The sequence below is a fragment of the Rhizobium sp. ZX09 genome (assembly GCF_017357485.1).
GTDB lineage: Bacteria > Pseudomonadota > Alphaproteobacteria > Rhizobiales > Rhizobiaceae > Agrobacterium > Agrobacterium pusense.
Genome location: NZ_CP031363.1, coordinates 1057997 through 1071887 on the forward strand (window position 1 = coordinate 1057997; position 13891 = coordinate 1071887).

General features: G+C 59.5%; 11 protein-coding genes. 10 read left to right on the plus strand and 1 reads right to left on the minus strand.

The genetic code is table 11. The features are described from left to right. Positions 1–32: 32 nt before the first annotated feature. The 9 genes from BTN45_RS05160 to lpxB all read left to right on the plus strand — a co-directional run bounded on the left by BTN45_RS05160 (position 33) and on the right by lpxB (position 9741). Positions 33–776 carry an isoprenyl transferase gene (locus BTN45_RS05160; RefSeq protein ID WP_004441561.1) on the plus strand — a complete coding sequence of 248 codons (744 nt, stop codon included), beginning with the start codon at positions 33–35 and terminating at the stop codon, positions 774–776. After that, positions 776–1609 (plus strand): phosphatidate cytidylyltransferase, encoded by an 834-nt coding sequence (locus BTN45_RS05165; RefSeq protein WP_112765771.1) that lies wholly within the window; start codon positions 776–778, stop codon positions 1607–1609. Before BTN45_RS05160 ends, BTN45_RS05165 begins: the two co-directional genes overlap by 1 nt. Positions 1610–1658: 49 nt before the next feature. Then, the gene (gene rseP, locus BTN45_RS05170; protein ID WP_162699329.1) at positions 1659–2780 is read left to right on the plus strand and encodes an RIP metalloprotease RseP; all 1122 of its coding nucleotides are present in this window, start codon (positions 1659–1661) and stop codon (positions 2778–2780) included. A 199-nt stretch (positions 2781–2979) separates the two neighbouring features. Continuing rightward, the gene (bamA, locus tag BTN45_RS05175) at positions 2980–5304 is read left to right on the plus strand and encodes an outer membrane protein assembly factor BamA (RefSeq protein ID WP_022556087.1); all 2325 of its coding nucleotides are present in this window, start codon (positions 2980–2982) and stop codon (positions 5302–5304) included. Positions 5305–5353: 49 nt separating this feature from the next. Next, positions 5354–6421 carry a UDP-3-O-(3-hydroxymyristoyl)glucosamine N-acyltransferase gene (gene lpxD, locus BTN45_RS05180; protein ID WP_006697565.1) on the plus strand — a complete coding sequence of 356 codons (1068 nt, stop codon included), beginning with the start codon at positions 5354–5356 and terminating at the stop codon, positions 6419–6421. After that, a complete protein-coding gene (gene fabZ / locus BTN45_RS05185) occupies positions 6414–6881 on the plus strand; it encodes a 3-hydroxyacyl-ACP dehydratase FabZ (RefSeq protein WP_004441570.1) in 468 nt (155 codons plus the stop codon). Before lpxD ends, fabZ begins: the two co-directional genes overlap by 8 nt. Next, on the plus strand, positions 6878–7693 hold the full coding sequence (lpxA, locus tag BTN45_RS05190; protein ID WP_006697564.1) for an acyl-ACP--UDP-N-acetylglucosamine O-acyltransferase: 816 nt from the start codon (positions 6878–6880) through the stop codon (positions 7691–7693). Before fabZ ends, lpxA begins: the two co-directional genes overlap by 4 nt. A 3-nt stretch (positions 7694–7696) precedes the next feature. Then, positions 7697–8563, plus strand: a complete 867-nt coding sequence (locus BTN45_RS05195; RefSeq protein ID WP_207589161.1) for an LpxI family protein — start codon at positions 7697–7699, stop codon at positions 8561–8563. Next, the gene (gene lpxB, locus BTN45_RS05200) at positions 8560–9741 is read left to right on the plus strand and encodes a lipid-A-disaccharide synthase (protein ID WP_207589162.1); all 1182 of its coding nucleotides are present in this window, start codon (positions 8560–8562) and stop codon (positions 9739–9741) included. Before BTN45_RS05195 ends, lpxB begins: the two co-directional genes overlap by 4 nt. A gap of 123 nt (positions 9742–9864) precedes the next feature. Here lpxB and gltA read toward each other — a convergent pair whose 3' ends face one another. After that, entirely contained in the window at positions 9865–11154 is a 1290-nt protein-coding gene (gltA, locus tag BTN45_RS05205; protein ID WP_006697561.1) for a citrate synthase, read from the minus strand. 262 nt (positions 11155–11416) lie between these two features. Between gltA and BTN45_RS05210 the strand changes: the two genes are divergently transcribed. Continuing rightward, the gene (locus BTN45_RS05210; RefSeq protein WP_246751660.1) at positions 11417–13891 is read left to right on the plus strand and encodes a ComEC/Rec2 family competence protein; all 2475 of its coding nucleotides are present in this window, start codon (positions 11417–11419) and stop codon (positions 13889–13891) included.

Below are 13891 nucleotides of genomic sequence, written 5' to 3' on the forward strand. Positions count from 1 at the left end.
TTAATTCCGCGCTGCCCTGTTACTGGATCGATATGCCGACGACGACACGTTCCTCCATACCCGAGCACGTCGCCATCATCATGGATGGCAACGGCCGCTGGGCAAAGCAGCGCGGCCTCCCGCGCGTGATGGGGCATCGCCGCGGTGTGGAGGCCGTGCGCGAGACCGTGCGCGCGGCCGGTGACTGCGGCATACGCTATCTCACCCTCTTCGCCTTCTCGTCGGAAAACTGGCGCAGGCCCGAATCCGAGGTAAGCGACCTGATGGGGCTTTTGAAGGCTTTCATCCGCCGCGACCTTGCCGAACTGCACCGCGAGAACGTCCGCGTGCGGATCATCGGTGACCGGCAGGGGCTGAAGAACGATATTCGCTCGCTTCTGGAAGAGGCTGAGCAGATGACGGCCGACAACACCAAGCTGACGCTGGTGATCGCCTTCAACTACGGCAGCCGTGACGAGATCGCTCGCGCGACGGCGTCAATCGCCCTTGATGTTGCCGCAGGCAGGCTAGACGCCGCTTCCATCACCCCCGAGATGATTTCGGCCCGGCTCGACACCTCGGGCATTCCTGATCCTGACCTGATCATCCGCACCAGCGGCGAGGAACGCCTGTCGAACTTCCTGCTCTGGCAGGCGGCCTATTCCGAGTTCCTGTTCATTCCGGAATATTGGCCGGACTTCGACCGGCAGCTCTTCTTCTCCGCAATCGAGCAATATGCAACGCGTGACCGCCGCTTCGGTGCACTCACCGAGCAGGTTGCCGTGGCAGGCGCCTGATGAGCCGAGAACTCAGACTGCGGATTGTTTCCGCGATCGTCATGGCCGCGGTCATTCTGGCCGCAACCTGGTATGGCGGCATTCTGTTCCGCATCGTTGCGGGCCTTCTGGCGATTCTCATCTATTATGAGTGGTCGACGATTACCCGGATGTCGGAAAGCAATCCGACCGGCAACGCCTGGGGCTGGTTTTCCGTCGCCGTCATTGCCGGCAACACGATTTTCGGCGAATCCTCGCTCGACCTGCCGCTTTTGTCAGGCTTCACGCTGACAGCGGCGCTGTTTCCGGTATTGCGCGGCAAAAACTGGTGGCTGGTGGGGGGCATTTTTTATGCGGGTCTGAGCGGTATATCACTGGCGGCCATCCGCGGTGACGAACTGACGGGCTTTGTATCCATCCTGTTCATTTTCGCCGTTGTCTGGTCAACGGATATTCTTGCCTATTTTGTCGGTCGCGCCATCGGCGGGCCGAAGCTGGCGCCTTCTATTTCGCCCGGAAAGACGTGGTCTGGCGCGATTGGCGGGGCGGCGGCGGCCGTGATCGGCGGCGCGGCAGTCTCCATGGCCTATCACGGACGCATCAGCTTTCTGGTGCTGGGGCTTGCACTCCTTCTTTCCGTGTTCAGCCAGATCGGCGATCTCTTCGAATCCTTCGTGAAACGGCGTTTCCAGGTCAAGGATTCAAGCCATCTCATTCCTGGCCATGGTGGCGTCATGGACCGTGTTGACGGTCTTGTTTTCGCCTGCTTTACGGTATTCCTCATAGCTTTCGTGCACGCGGCGGCAACCGGCTATGTGCCCGGGTCGGGCGGCGGTCTGCTGCCGGGTTTCTAAGCGGCACGAAAGGTCACGACATGAAGGGCAGATTGTCATGAACACAGTAATGGCGGCGACCGGCTTTTTGACCGGCTATATCGTGCCCTTCATCCTGGTGCTTTCCCTTCTCGTTTTTGTCCACGAGATGGGGCATTATCTCGTCGGTCGCTGGTGCGGCATCCGTTCCACGGCATTCTCCGTCGGATTCGGCCCCGAGCTGCTCGGTTTCACCGACAAGCGCGGGACGAGATGGAAGATCTCAGCCATACCACTGGGCGGCTACGTGAAATTCTTTGGTGATGAAGACGCAGCGAGCAAGCCGGACAGCTCGGGCCTGTCCCATATGACGCTGGAGGAAAGGGCGCAGACGCTTTCCGGTGCAAAACTGTGGAAAAGGGCGGCGACCGTCGCTGCGGGCCCGATCGCAAACTTCATCCTCGCGATTCTCATCTTCGCAGTACTCTTCGGCATTTACGGCCGGATGATCGCCGATCCCGTTGTTGCAGAGGTGCGTGAAAACAGTGCCGCTGCCGCTGCGGGCGTGCGCCCCGGCGACCGTCTGGTGGCGATTGATGGCGAAAAAGTGGTGACCTTCGAAGATGTCCGCCGTTATGTCGGCATCCGGCCCGGCACGCCTATCACGGTCACCGTCGAGCGGGCAGGCGAGGAGCTCAAGCTGCCGATGGTGCCGACCCGGACCGAAACCACCGACCAGTTCGGCAACAAGCTGGAAATGGGCATCATCGGCATTGTCACCGACCAGACCAGCGGTAATTTCCGTCACATCAAATATTCGCCGTCGCAGGCGCTTCTGGAAGGTGTGCGCGAGACAGGCCACGTCATCACCGGCACATTCAATTATATCGGCAATCTCGTTACCGGCCGCATGAATGCCGATCAGCTCGGCGGCCCGGTGCGGGTCGCGCAGGCTTCTGGCCAGATGGCGACTCTTGGCATTTCCGCCGTGATTCAACTTGCAGCCGTTTTGTCGGTATCGATCGGGCTCCTCAATCTGATGCCCGTCCCGGTTCTGGACGGCGGACATCTCGTGTTCTACGCCATCGAGGCCATCCGCGGCAGGCCGCTGGGAGCGGGCGCGCAGGAGGTTGCCTTCCGCATCGGCATGGCGATGATTTTGGGTCTTATGGTTTTTGCAACATGGAATGATATCAGCAGCTTGATTGGCTGAGGATTGTGTTTTAACGGTTTTGTTAGTCGGTTGTTTACCTTGTTTTTATGCCAAAGTGGCGAATGAGCCACTCTGGAGCACGAAGTAAACAGAATTTAACGTTCGCGCTTGCTTGTAGGGGAAAAGCAGGTAAAACGACGCACATGGCCGGAGTCGGGTTCCGCCCGCTGAGGGACAACGTAAAAAGGTAAGAATTGAAATGAAGGCTGGTTCAAGATTTTTGAACGCTGTGTCGGCGGTTGCTCTGTCTGCCGGTGTTTCTTCGGTTGCGGGCCTTGGTGTGCTTGCCTCTGCTGGCGTTGCACAGGCAGCCGTCATCAGCAGAATCGACGTTCGCGGCGCCGAAAGATCGGGTGCGGATTCGGTTCGTTCCAACATCACCATTGCGCCCGGCAAGAACTTTTCCAATTCGGACATCGATGAATCGGTGAAGCGTCTTTACGCCACCGGTTATTTCTCGAATGTTTCCATGCGCGTTTCGGGCAGCACGCTTGTCGTGACCGTCAACGAGAACCAACTCGTTAACCAGGTAGTCTTCAACGGTAACCGCAAGATCAAGGACGACAAGCTCGCCGGCATCGTGCAGACGCAGTCGCTCGGCCCGTTCAATCAGGCCATCGTGACGGCGGATATTGCCCGCATCAAGGAAGCCTATGCCGCTATCGGCCGCAGCGATGTCGAAGTCACCACCCAGACGGTTTCCGTCGGTCAGGGTCGCGTGAACATCGCTTTCGTCATCAATGAAGGTGAGCGTACCAAGATCGGCCGCATCGACTTCGTGGGCAACAATGCCTACAGCGATGGTCGTCTGGCTGCTGTCATCAATACCAAGAAGTCCAACATGCTGTCATTCCTGACGCGTAAGGACGTCTACAACGAGGACAAGCTGCGCGCCGACGAAGAGGCGCTGCGCCAGTTCTATTACAACCGCGGTTACGCCGACTTCCGGGTCGTTGGTTCCGAGGCTGTGCTTGATGAGTCCAAAAACGAATACAACATCACCATCACGGTCGATGAAGGTCAGCGTTACAACTTCGGCAACGTCGCGGTCGAATCGACCGTTCCGGGTGTTGAGGGTTCGGAGCTTCAGGGCCTCGTTGAGACCCGCCAGGGCGCAAGCTACAGCGCCAAGGAAGTTCAGCAGAGCATGGAGGCGATTTCCAAGCGCGTCGCCGGTGAAGGTTATCCTTTCGCCCGTGTAACGCCGCGCGGCGACCGCGACATGTCCGGCAACACCATTGGCGTGACCTACATCGTTGATCAGGGCGAGCGCGCTTACGTTGAGCGTATCGAAATTCGTGGCAATACCCGCACGCGTGACTATGTCATTCGTCGCGAATTCGATATTTCCGAAGGCGATGCGTTCAACCAGACGGTTATCACTGCTGCCAAGCGTCGTCTCGAAGCGCTGGGTTACTTCTCGAAGGTCAATATCTCGACCGCCGGCGGTAGCGCGCCTGACCGCGTCGTCATCGTGGTTGACGTTGAAGATCAGTCGACCGGTTCGTTCGGTATCGGCGCCGGTTATTCGCAGAACGACGGTGTGCTGCTCGAAGCCTCCATCGAAGAAAAGAACTTCCTCGGCCGCGGTCAGTATATCCGTCTCGCTGCCGGTGCGGGTGAAGACGATGCGCGTAGCTACACGCTCTCCTTTACCGAGCCTTATTTCCTCGGCTACCGCCTTGCTGCAGGTTTCGACCTGTTCAAGAGCCAGAGCCGCAGCGAAGATTATTACGACTACGACGAGCAGGGCTTCTCGCTGCGCGTGACCGCGCCTATCACCGAGGATCTCTCGACGACGTTCAAGTATACCTACAAGCAGATCAACTACGACGGTGAGGGTGACTGGACTAACCTCAACAATCTCGCCGAACCTTATCAGGATTTGATCCGCGGTGGCGATTGGACGCAGTCCATCATCTCCAACACGCTGAACTACAATACGCTCGACGACCGCAACATGCCGCGTGAAGGCTGGCAGGCTGCTTTGACAAACGAATTTGCCGGTCTGGGTGGCGATTCCGAATATTACAAGATCTATGCCAAGGCGCGTTTCTACTACACCCTGTCGGATGAGTACGACGTCATCGGCTCGCTCACCGGTCAGGCCGGTCACGTGATGCCGACGGGCGACAATCTGCTGGTATTCGATCAGTTCAAGTTCGGCGGACGTCAGGTTCGCGGCTTTAAGAACGATGGTATCGGTCCGCGCATCGGTTCCGACTCCATCGGCGGCACGACCTATTTTGCCGCGTCTGCTGAAGTCACGGCTCCGATGCCTGGCGTTCCCGAGGATTTCGGTCTGCGTCTTGCTGGTTTCGTCGATGCTGGCACGATGTATGGTAACAAGGTTTCCACGTCTCAGACCGTCAAGGATGACAATTCCATCCGCGCATCCGCCGGTATTGGCGTGATGTGGGCGTCGCCCTTCGGTCCGATCCGTGTAGACTACGCGGTTCCGATCGCCAAGGAAGACTACGACGAGGAACAGCGTTTCCGGTTTGGCATGTCCAACACTTTCTGATATCGGCAGTCCAGAACTGCAACTCTGAACGTTCTGGAGTTTCCGGCTAATGGAATACAACGCGTTTTTTCCGCCCCACGAGGGACTGCGATTGAAAGACATCGCAGACCGCTTTGGGGCGGAACTGTCTGATGAGGCGGCGGGAGAGCGGATTGTCAGGTCCGTTTCTCCGGTCTATCGGGCAAAACCCGATCAGCTCTGCTATATCCTTTCGCGCAAGAACCGCGATGAGCTGCAGACCTGCGAAGCTGCCGCCGTCATTTGTGACGCTGCCCTTGTGGACATGCTTCCGTCCGACATCCCCGCGCTGATATCGAAAAATCCACACACGCTGTTTGCCCAGGTTGGTGCCTTGCTGCACCCCTCGGCGATGCGTCCCGGTCCGATCGCGCGGATGGAAAGCGAAATTTCTCATGCTGCGCATGTCGATCCTTCCGCGAAGCTGGAAGCGGGCGTCATTGTCGAGGCGCTCGCAGTGATCGGCGCCGGGGCCCATATCGGTGCTGGTACGCGGATCGGGCCCGGTGTCATCATCGGGCAGGATGTACAGATCGGACGCGATTGCACCATTGCAGGCGGCGCAAGCGTTCTTGCCGCGCTCATCGGTAATAATGTGATTATCCACAATGGTGCGCGCATCGGGCAAGACGGTTTCGGTTATGCCCCCGGTCCACGCGGCATGTTGAAGATCGTCCAGATTGGCCGTGTCATCATCCAGGACAATGTCGAGATCGGCGCGAACACCACGATCGATCGCGGCACCATGGATGACACGGTGATCGGCGAAGGCACCAAGATCGACAATCAGGTCCAGATTGGGCACAACGTTCGCATCGGCCGCCATTGCGGCATCGTCAGCAAGGTCGGCATTGCGGGCAGCACCCGTATCGGCGACGGTGTGATGATTGGTGGTGCGGCAGGCATCAATGGCCATATCAACATTGGCGACGGCGTGCAGATTGCTGCCATGAGCGGTGTTGTGGCGGACGTGCCGGCAGGCGCCCGTTATGGCGGAACGCCTGCGCGACCGATGAAATATTTCCTGCGCGACATGGCCGAAATTCTGGCACGCGCTGAAGGGCGTGATAAAAAAACAGGAGAGAAAAACAATGACTGAAGAAACGAAGACGACGCTCGGCGCGGCTGACATTCTGGAAGTCATGAAGCTTCTGCCGCATCGTTACCCATTCTTGCTGATCGACAAGATCATCGATATCGACGGTAACAATTCGGCGACCGGCATCAAGAACGTGACGGTCAACGAACCGCATTTCACCGGCCACTTCCCGGACCGGCCGATCATGCCGGGTGTTCTGATCGTCGAAGCCATGGCCCAGACGGCAGGTGCAATATGCGCCCGCAGTCAAGGTGAGGGCGGCCATCTGGTCTACTTCATGACAATCGACAACGCCCGTTTCCGCAAACCCGTGATCCCCGGCGATCGTCTGGAAATCCACGTCGTCAAGCAGCGGCAGCGCGGCAATGTCTTTAAATTTCATTGCGAGGCAAAGGTGGACGGCGCGCTGGTGGCGGAGGCTGACGTCGGCGCCATGATGATCCCCGAGGACCAGCAATGAGCACGATTGCCGCCTCGGCCAGAATTCACCCCACCGCCGTGATCGAAGATGGCGCGGTGATCGGTGAAAACGTCGTCATCGGTGCGCTGAGCTACGTCGGCGCGAAAGTCACGCTGCATGATGATGTCCGGCTGCACAATCATGCCGTTGTATCCGGCCTGACGGTCATCGGCCGTGGATCGGTCGTCCACCCCATGGCGGTCATTGGCGGCACGCCGCAGGCGGTTCGCCACGACGGTTCTGAAACCACGCTGGAAATTGGCGAGCGCTGCATCATGCGTGAAGGCGTCACCATGAACGCCGGCAGCTCTGATGGCAGCGGCAAGACGATCGTCGGTAACGACAATCTATTCCTTGCCAACTCACATGTGGCGCATGATTGCCGCCTTGGCGACCACATCATCCTGTCCAACAATGTGATGCTGGCCGGCCATGTGACGATCGAGGACCGCGCCATTCTCGGCGGCGGCTGTGCTGTTCACCAGTTCACCCGCATTGGCCGTCAGGCCTTCATCGGCGGGCTGTCCGCGGTCAATTACGATGTCATTCCCTATGGCATGCTGAATGGCAATCCCGGCATTCTCGGCGGCCTTAATGTCGTTGGCATGACGCGTGCCGGCATTGAGCGCGCGGATATCCACAAGGTCCGGCGCGTTTTCAAGCAGATTTTCGAGGCGGAAGGCACGATCCGCGGCAATGCGGCAGCGATCGACCGTAGCGAATATCTGGATTGCCCGCAGGCGCTAGAAATCATCGATTTCATTGGAGTGGACAGCGACCGCGCGATCTCGTCCCCCAACCGGGGCAAGTGAGCCGTGACAGGCGGCGGGCGTCTCGCCATTGTGGCCGGCAGCGGCCAGTTGCCGCTTTACGTGGCGAACGCCGCCCGTGAGATGGGAGAAAATCCTTTCATCGTGCGGCTGCGCGACGATTCCCGCTTCGACTGGAGCGGTTTCGACAACGCCGTCATCTCGGTTGGTGACGTCGCCGGGCTTGGCCGGCTGCTGCGTGACAACCGGGTGGATCGTGTCGTACTCTCCGGGGCCGTGGCGCGGCGGCCGGAATGGCGTGAAATCCGCCCCACCGTCGCCATCCTGCTAAAACTGCCATCCATCGTCAAAACGCTGTTGTCGGGCGGCGATGACGCCGTTCTGCAGATGGTCATAAAGATCATCGGCACGCTCGGTGCGAAAGTCATCGGCGCGCATGAGATCGCTCCAGGCCTCTTGGCCACGACGGGCGCTTTCGGCACGCAAAAACCGGACGAAGACGATGTGAAGGACATACGCAAGGCAGCTGAGGCGGCGCTTGCGCTCGGCAAACTTGATGTCGGCCAGGGCGCGGTCTCCGTCGGCGGCCGCATCGTGGCGCTTGAGGGCGTTGAAGGCACGGACGCAATGTTACTGCGCGTGGCGGCATTGCGCGCGGAGGGACGCATTTCGCCTCGCCGCCGGGGTGTGCTGGTCAAGCTCTGCAAACCGCAGCAGGATATACGCGCCGATCTGCCGACAATCGGGATCGAAACTGTCGAAAATGCCCGAAAGGCCGGGCTTGCGGGCATTGCCGTCGAAGCCGGACGCGCACTGGTGCTTGATCGTGACGCGATGTTGAAAGCTGCCGATCAGGCGGGCATATTCGTCTGTGGCATCGATACGTCACTTCGCGGAGACATGATGGAATGACGGAGAGATTGAAGGTGGCGGTCATCGCCGGCGAAGTGTCGGGCGATCTTCTCGGCGCGGATCTGATCCGGGCCCTCAAGGCCCGATATCCCGGTTCGATCGAACTTGTCGGCGTCGGCGGCGAGGCGCTCGAGGGGCAGGGGCTCACTTCTCTTTTCGATTATTCCGAACTCTCGATCATGGGGTTCACGCAGGTCCTCAAGAAACTGCCCAAACTGATCGGCCTGATCAACCGGGCGGCTGAGGCGGTGATACGGGAAAAACCGGATGTCCTTTTGATCATCGACAGCCCGGATTTCACCCATCGAGTGGCGAAAAAAGTCCGCAAGGAACTGCCGCATCTTCCGGTCGTCAATTATGTGTGCCCGAGCGTCTGGGCCTGGAAAGAACATCGCGCAACGGCGATGTTATCCTATGTGGACCATGTCCTGGCTCTCCTGCCATTTGAGCCGGAGGCGATGCGCCGTCTCGGAGGCCCGCCGACCACATTCGTCGGCCATCGCCTCAGCGTCGATCCGGACGTCCTCGCGGTGCGTCGGAAGCGGGCAGAACGGCCACTTCCAGCGGAGGGGCGGCCGAAGACGATTCTTCTTCTGCCCGGGTCGCGTTCCACCGAGACCACCAGGCTGATGGAGCCGTTCCAGCACGCGGCGAAGGCTTTTGTGGAGCGGAATGGTCCGACGCGGTTCCTGCTGCCCACCGTTCCACGTCAGGAACATCGCATCCGCGAACTGGCGGCGTCTTGGCCGCAGGAAATCAGACCCGAAATCGGCATCGATCCTGCTTTCAAGTGGAACTCCTTTGCGGAAGCCGATGCGGCTATCGCAGCGTCAGGCACGGTCATTCTTGAGTTGGCTCTTGCCGGCGTGCCGACCATATCTGTCTACAAGACCGACTGGATTTTCACCATGCTGAGCAAGCGGGTGAAGACCTGGACGGGTGCGCTACCCAATCTCATTGCCGATTACGCTGTCGTCCCGGAGTATTTCAACGAGGTGGTCAGGGCCGGATCGATGCTGCGTTGGGCGGAACGCCTGTCATCCGATACAATTGAGCGGAAGGCCATGCTCGAAGGTTATACTCTGGTGCAGCAACGTCTGCGCACGGATGTCCCGCCCGGCGAAACCGGCGCGGCTATTCTCCTCGAGGTCGTGAACGCCCGCAGACAGCGAGGTTGAAGCCCCGGCTGTGTCAGGGCCTGTGTTGCCGCCGGTCCCACCGCGTGTATCCCAATCCACAATGGCAAGCAAAAAGGCCGGCGAGTAAAACTCGCCGGCCTTTGACGTGACGTGGTTTGCCGATTAACGCTTGGAAACCGGAACGTAGTCGCGTTTGCCGGCACCCGTGTAAAGCTGGCGCGGACGGCCGATGCGCTGCTGCGGATCTTCGATCATTTCGTTCCACTGTGCGATCCAGCCAACCGTGCGGGCGAGAGCGAAGAGGACGGTAAACATGGTCGTGGGGAAGCCGAGCGCCTTCAGCGTGATGCCCGAATAGAAGTCGACATTCGGGTAAAGCTTCTTTTCGACGAAATACGGGTCGGAAAGGGCGATCTTTTCCAGTTCCAGCGCGACCTGCATGATCGGATCGTCGGAATTGCCAGTGGCTTCCAGCACTTCATACATCGTCTTCTGCATGATCTTGGCGCGCGGGTCGTAGTTCTTGTAGACGCGGTGACCAAAGCCCATCAGGCGGAACGGGTCGTTCTTGTCCTTGGCGCGGGCGATATATTCCGGAATGCGGTCAACCGAGCCGATTTCATTGAGCATGTTGAGCGCCGCTTCGTTGGCGCCGCCGTGTGCCGGACCCCAGAGGCAGGCAATGCCGGCCGCAATACAGGCGAACGGGTTGGCGCCCGACGAACCGGCAAGACGCACCGTGGAGGTGGAGGCATTCTGTTCGTGATCGGCATGCAGAATGAAGATGCGGTCCATGGCGCGGGCCAGAACCGGATCGACCTTGTATTCCTCGCACGGCACGGCAAAGCACATGTGCAGGAAGTTGGAGGCGTAATCCAGATCGTTCTTCGGGTAAACGAAGGGCTGGCCGATATGGTACTTGTAGGCCATCGCGGCGATCGTCGGCATCTTGGCGATCATGCGAAGCGATGCGACCATGCGCTGATGCGGATCGGTGATGTCGGTCGAGTCGTGGTAAAAGGCCGAGAGAGCGCCGACCGTGCCGCACATGACGGCCATCGGATGTGCGTCGCGACGGTAACCGGTGAAGAAGCGGCTCATCTGCTCGTGCACCATGGTGTGGCGCGTGACGCGGGTATCGAAATCTTTCTTCTGTGCAGCCGTCGGCAGTTCGCCGTAAAGCAGCAGATAGCAGGTTTCCAAGAAGTCGCCCTGTTCGGCGAGCTGTTCGATCGGGAAGCCACGGTGCAGGAGAACACCTTCGTCACCGTCGATATAGGTGATCTTGGATTCGCAGGAGGCCGTCGACGTGAAACCCGGGTCGTAAGTGAAGGAGCCCGTGTGTTTGTACAGCGTGCCGATATCGACGACGCTCGGCCCGATCGTGCCTTCCCTGACAGGGAGTTCGACCTGTTTGTCGCCAAGTGTCACTGTAGCGCTTTTTTCCGTCATACTGATCCTCCGAAAACATGCGGGTGGGGGCGTTGAGACACGCCCCGCGGTTAAGCGTCTACCGATTAGCTATATGATCCTGTCGCAGATGCCAAGCTATCCAAAGGTCAAATTGTGCATTGCGGCAAACGCAAATGCGTTGCTTTTGGCCTCGTCGATCGAAGCAATTCAATCTCGGTCAACGCGCGGTTAAAGGAAAGCATTGCAATCTCGGGCGTCCCTCTGCAAACCTGTTTACGGTGTGGCAGGGGCGCGGCGCAGAATGCTTGGTCAAGGGGAAAAACAGCATTTCGGATATGCCGAAACGATGCAGGGAAACGCCCCCGGCACGGTGGATATCCTGTTTCCGCTGCAGCGGACCGGCGCCGTCGCGATCCCTGTTCTGCCGCCTCTGGTCGACAGGCCCGAACCCGGCGTTTCCGTTTCTCGAAAAGTTGCCGTCTGGCTGACGGAAGAACGCGCATTCGGGCACGATTTTCTTTTCGTACCCGTTGTCATCGGTTTCGGAGCGATCCTCTGGTTTTCTCTCGACACCGCGCCTTCCTTGCCCCTTCTGATCGTCGCATTTTTAGTCGCGGCCCCACTGGCGCTTCTCAACCGATACCGCCTTGATACGGTGGGAAGGGCGTGCAGCCTTGTCGCCCTCTTGTTGCTCGGCATGCTTTTTGCGGAACTGGAAACCCGCCGTGCGGCGACCATCCTTCTGGACACGCCGGTCACCACCACGCTCACCGGCAAGGTGGTGCGCCGGGAGGTGGATGCGCGGGGCGACTGGCGGTATCTGGTGCAGCTCCACTCCACTGAAGCGCCGTCACTAACGCGTCTGCCGGGGAGGGTGTCGCTCCTTGCGCGCGGTGGCGGCGACGCCATGCCGATCGGCGCGACCATACGCGGCAAGGCACGGCTCTCTCCACCGTCCGGACCGGCTTTGCCGGGATTGAACGACTTCGCCTTTTCATCCTATTTCCGGGGCATCGGCGCGACAGGCTTTTTTTATCAGCCGCCCCAGGCGGTGGCGACGGCGGACCTTGGGGCCGAGGGTTGGCTGGAGATGGCCGACATGTGGCTTTATCGCCTGCGTGCCGCCATCGCCGAGCGCATTCGCACGACGATCGGCGGCGATGCGGGTGCCTTCGCCGCATCCATCGTCACCGATGAGAGACAAGCCATATCGCCGGAAACCATGGAGGCGCTGCGGGTCTCGGGGCTGGCTCATATCGTTGCCATATCCGGGCTCAATATGGCTTTGGCATCAGGCATCTTCTTTGTCGGCATGAGGCTCGCATTCAGCCTGTTCCCAGCCTTCGCCCAGCGATGGCCGGTCAAGAAGATATCCGCCTTCGCAGCGCTCCTGATGACACTTTGCTACTATCTGATTTCCGGTTTCGCGGTTTCCGCCGAGCGGGCCTGGCTGATGATGTCGGTGATGCTGATTGCGGTGCTCTTCGATCAGCCCTCGCTCAGCCTGAGAAATGTTGCGCTCTCCGCCCTCGTGATACTGGCGCTGTCCCCGTCCGAAGTGATGGGGCCAAGCTTTCAGATGTCTTTTGCCGCAACGATCGCGCTTGTTTCTGCCTATGCGGCCTGGAGCCGATGGCGCATTGACCGCGAGCGTCTTTTTAGGGGGCGAAAACCGGCTTGGGTGACGGTAGCGCAAACGGCAGGTGCCGTGATCGGCGGCGTTATCACAACGTCGCTGATCGGTGGGCTTTCGACAGCAATCTATTCTGCCGAACATTTCCAGCGTGTCACCACCTATGGACTTTTTGCCAATCTCGCCGCCACGCCGCTCATGTCGCTGATCGTCATGCCCTTCGGTCTGATTGCCATGCTGCTGATGCCGTTCGGGCTCGACGCGCCATTCCTGAAGGTCATGGGCCATGGCATGGCGCTGGTCATAGAGGTCGCGGACGAAGTCGCCTCCTGGGGTGGCAGCGCTGCGACCGGACGTCCGCATGGCTGGTTCATCGGCATCGCCTCGGCTGGCTTCCTGCTGCTGACCCTGCTGCGCAGCCGCCTTGCGCTTTTGGGCATTCCGCCTTTGCTGCTTGCCTTCGGCCTCTCGGCAGCGACATCTCAGCGCGATCTGCCCGATCTCCTCGTTCATGAAGACGGTTCTCTGGTCGCGCTTCTGGACGAGAACAAGGTTTACGCCACAAAAACCCGGCCGCATGGCTTCATCTATGACCAGTGGCAGAGGGCGCTGCTGCTTCCGGAGAAACCGCTCGCGCCCGTTATCCTCAGAAAAGACGTTCCAACCGCGTCCGGCATCGCACTCACCAGGAAATCAAAGCTCACGCGGGACGAAATAAAGGCTGTGGGACGAGACATGGCGGCTGCGTTGAAGGATGCAGCGCCTGGAATTTTTACATGCAAGTCAGGTCGCTGGTGCGTGGCGCGTGCGGAAAGCGGCGAATGGATCATCGTACTGGAAGACGGCCGCCTCGCCGGAAAAGCATGTGACATTGCCGACATCGTCATTGTTTCCCGCAGAACGTCGTTTGCACAGTGTCGCTCGGGCGCGTTACTCCTCAACCGCGACATATTGCGGCGCATCGGTTCCGTGGAGATAGACTTCGCGAGGAGCGATCAGCCCGGCGTTGTCGGTCGGCTACGGGCGTCGACCGCGGGCGCAAACCGCCCGTGGAGTGAACATCGATATTATGACTGGAAAACCGGACGTTTCGACCGGGAATTGCCTGAAACGATCACCCGTCTGCTGGCGGCGTCGCAATGA

What these genes read in the sequence shown, in the direction of transcription:
- BTN45_RS05160 (WP_004441561.1), top strand. Translation starts at nt 33, where the DNA reads ATGCCGACGACGACACGTTCCTCCATACCCGAGCACGTCGCCATCATC.
- BTN45_RS05165 (WP_112765771.1), top strand. Translation starts at nt 776, where the DNA reads ATGAGCCGAGAACTCAGACTGCGGATTGTTTCCGCGATCGTCATGGCC.
- rseP (WP_162699329.1), top strand. Translation starts at nt 1,659, where the DNA reads ATGGCGGCGACCGGCTTTTTGACCGGCTATATCGTGCCCTTCATCCTG.
- bamA (WP_022556087.1), top strand. Translation starts at nt 2,980, where the DNA reads ATGAAGGCTGGTTCAAGATTTTTGAACGCTGTGTCGGCGGTTGCTCTG.
- lpxD (WP_006697565.1), top strand. Translation starts at nt 5,354, where the DNA reads ATGGAATACAACGCGTTTTTTCCGCCCCACGAGGGACTGCGATTGAAA.
- fabZ (WP_004441570.1), top strand. Translation starts at nt 6,414, where the DNA reads ATGACTGAAGAAACGAAGACGACGCTCGGCGCGGCTGACATTCTGGAA.
- lpxA (WP_006697564.1), top strand. Translation starts at nt 6,878, where the DNA reads ATGAGCACGATTGCCGCCTCGGCCAGAATTCACCCCACCGCCGTGATC.
- lpxB (WP_207589162.1), top strand. Translation starts at nt 8,560, where the DNA reads ATGACGGAGAGATTGAAGGTGGCGGTCATCGCCGGCGAAGTGTCGGGC.
- gltA (WP_006697561.1), bottom strand. Translation starts at nt 11,154, where the DNA reads ATGACGGAAAAAAGCGCTACAGTGACACTTGGCGACAAACAGGTCGAA.
- BTN45_RS05210 (WP_246751660.1), top strand. Translation starts at nt 11,417, where the DNA reads ATGCTTGGTCAAGGGGAAAAACAGCATTTCGGATATGCCGAAACGATG.